This window comes from Streptomyces pacificus, from assembly GCF_011766325.1.
GTDB lineage: Bacteria > Actinomycetota > Actinomycetes > Streptomycetales > Streptomycetaceae > Streptomyces > Streptomyces pacificus.
In genome coordinates, this window is sequence record NZ_BLLG01000047.1 from 1 (window position 1) to 2,745 (window position 2,745).

Sequence of the window (2,745 nt, forward strand, 5' to 3'; positions counted from 1 at the left end):
ACTGACCGCGCTCGCCGGGCTCCATGTCCGCGGCGCCGATATCGACTGGACATCGTTCTACCCCGGCGGCACACACATCGACCTGCCCACCTACCCCTTCGAACGACACCCCTACTGGCCCGCGGTACGCGTCGGCGGTGGCGACGCGTCCGGTATCGGCATGGTCGCTCTCGGCCACCCACTGCTGATCGCCTCGGCGGAACTCGCCGACGGCGAGGGTTTCCTGTTCACCAGTCGCATCGCCCTGCGTACCCATCCCTGGCTGGCCCACCACGTCGTGGCCGGCAGTGTCATGGTGCCGGGTGCGGCACTCGTCGAACTGGCCGTGCGTGCCGGCGACGAACTCGGGCTCGACCGGCTGGAGGAGCTGACCCTGAACGCTCCGGTGATCCTTCCGGAGACCGGCGGGCTCGCACTCCAGATGCGGGTGTCTGCCGAGGAGGAGTCGGGCCGCCGTACCTTCACCGTGCACTCCCGGCCCGACGGGGCCGTGGAGTTGCCGTGGACGCAGGTCGCGACCGGCGCGATGGCCTCCGGTGAGCGGCGGATCGACTTCGACGCCACCGTGTGGCCCCCGGCCGGAGCCGAGCCTGTCGATGTCCAGGGCTGCTATGAACGGTTCGCCGAGGCCGGGTTCGCCTACGACGGCCCCTTCCAGGGACTCAAGGCCGCCTGGCGGCGCGGCGACGAGGTGTTCGCCGAGGTCGCCCTGCCCGACGACATCGACGTGACGCCGTACGGAGTTCACCCGGCGCTGCTCGACGCCGCCCTGCACGCCCTGCTGCTCGACGAGAGCGGAACTCCCGGGCTGCCGTTCTCATGGGAGAACGTCTCCCTGCACGCCACCGGGGCCGCATCGGTGCGGGTGCGACTCGCCCGCGACGGCGCCGCCACGTCGATCGCGGTCGCCGACGCCGCCGGCCGCCCCGTCGCGTCCATCGAGTCGCTGGTGGTACGAGCGGTTACCGAAGGGGAGACCGGCGTCCCGCACCGTGACGCGTTGTACGGCGTCGAGTGGTCACCCGTCGCCGTGCCGCCCGCCGCGGCGGGTACGAGTGTCAGCGTCCTCGGCCCTGATGTGCTCGGGCTGTCCGTCGGCCGGGTCGAAGGCCGACTCGCGCTCGCTGACACGCAGGTCGTGCTGGTGCCACTGGCGGGCGATTCGAGTGCCGACGGCGCGCACCGCGCCGCCCACCACGTGCTGAGTCTCCTGCAGGAGTGGATCGCCGACGACCGGGGCGGCCGTCTGGTGTTCGTCACCCGCGGCGTCGTCGAAGGCGACGACCTCGCGGGCGCCGCGGTGTGGGGTCTGGTCCGCTCTGCCCAGTCCGAGCACCCGGACCGCTTCGCCCTGATCGACATCGACGATGAGGATTCATCCCTGGCGACACTGCTGGCCGTGCTCGACTTCGACGAGCCCCAACTCGTGATCCGCGGAGGAGAGGCGCGCGCCGCACGCCTGGCCCGGGCAGAGCTCGGCGCAGAGCCCGGTGAGGAGCCGGCAGCCTGGGAAAGCCCTGTGCTCATCACGGGCGGCACCGGAGGGCTGGGACGGATCATCGCCCGGCACCTGGTCGAACGGCACGGCGTCACCGACCTCGTCCTGGTCGGCCGCAGGGGACGGGCGGACGTCAGCGAACTGGAGGCGCTGGGCGCCGCCGTCACGGTCGCTGCCTGCGACGTCGCCGACCGGGATGCGCTCACTGCGCTCCTCGACCGGCACCCTGTCCGATCCGTGGTCCACGCCGCCGGAGTGCTCGACGACGGTGTCGTGGAATCGCTGACGCCCGAGCGACTCGACAACGTGTTGCGCGCCAAGGCCGACGCAGCCTGGAACCTGCACGAACTCCTCTCGGACGTCAGCAGGTTCGTTCTCTTCTCCAGCGCCGCAGGGGTCTTCGGCAACGCCGGGCAGGGGAACTACGCGGCGGGCAACGCGTTCCTCGACGCACTCGCCACCCGGCGACGGGCCGAAGGGCTGCCCGCTGTCTCCCTTGCCTGGGGCGCCTGGGACACCGGTATGCCGAGGAGTGACGACGCCGAGCGCGCGGCCCGGTCGGGGATGCCGGCCATCGACGCGGAGCGGGGCGTGGAGCTGTTCGACGCCGCCGTCGCCGGCGGAAGGGCGTCCGTGGTGCCGGTGCTGCTCGACCTGGCGGCCCTCAAGGCACTCGGGAGCGTGCCCGCGTTGCTGCGCGGCCTGATCCGGGTGCGGGCCCGCCGGCGGATCGCCGGGGCGGAGACGGCGTCCGGACTGGTCCAGCGTCTGTCCGCCCTCGACGAGGAGGGACGCACGGCGGCGCTTGTGGGACTGGTCCGCGGCGAGGTCGCGGCGGTCCTCGGCTACGACAACGACGCCGCGGTGGATCCGGAGCGCGCCTTCCAGGAACTCGGCTTCGACTCGCTGACCGCGGTCGAGTTGCGCAACCGCCTCACCGCGGTCACCGGGCTCAGGCTGCCCGCCACCGTGGTGTTCGACTACCCCTCCTCCCACCGCCTTGCCGGCTATGTCAGGGGCGAGCTCTTCGGCGAGGCGCGGGATGCTGCGGGGTCGCTGCCGGTGGCGGCGCAGACGACGGACGATCCGATCGTGATCGTGGGCATGGCCTGCCGTTACCCGGGTGGGGTCGCGAGCCCCGAGGAGTTGTGGGACCTGGTGGCGGACGGTACCGATGCGATCAGCGGCTTTCCGACGAATCGGGGGTGGGACCTGGATGCGCTGTATCATCCGGACCCCGATCACGC

General features: G+C 72.0%; 1 protein-coding gene. It reads left to right on the plus strand.

Features of this window, described 5'->3' with window-relative positions:
• The coding region (locus tag SCWH03_RS28150) for a type I polyketide synthase (protein WP_173267740.1) at positions 1–2,745 on the plus strand (2,745 nt) is incomplete at both ends.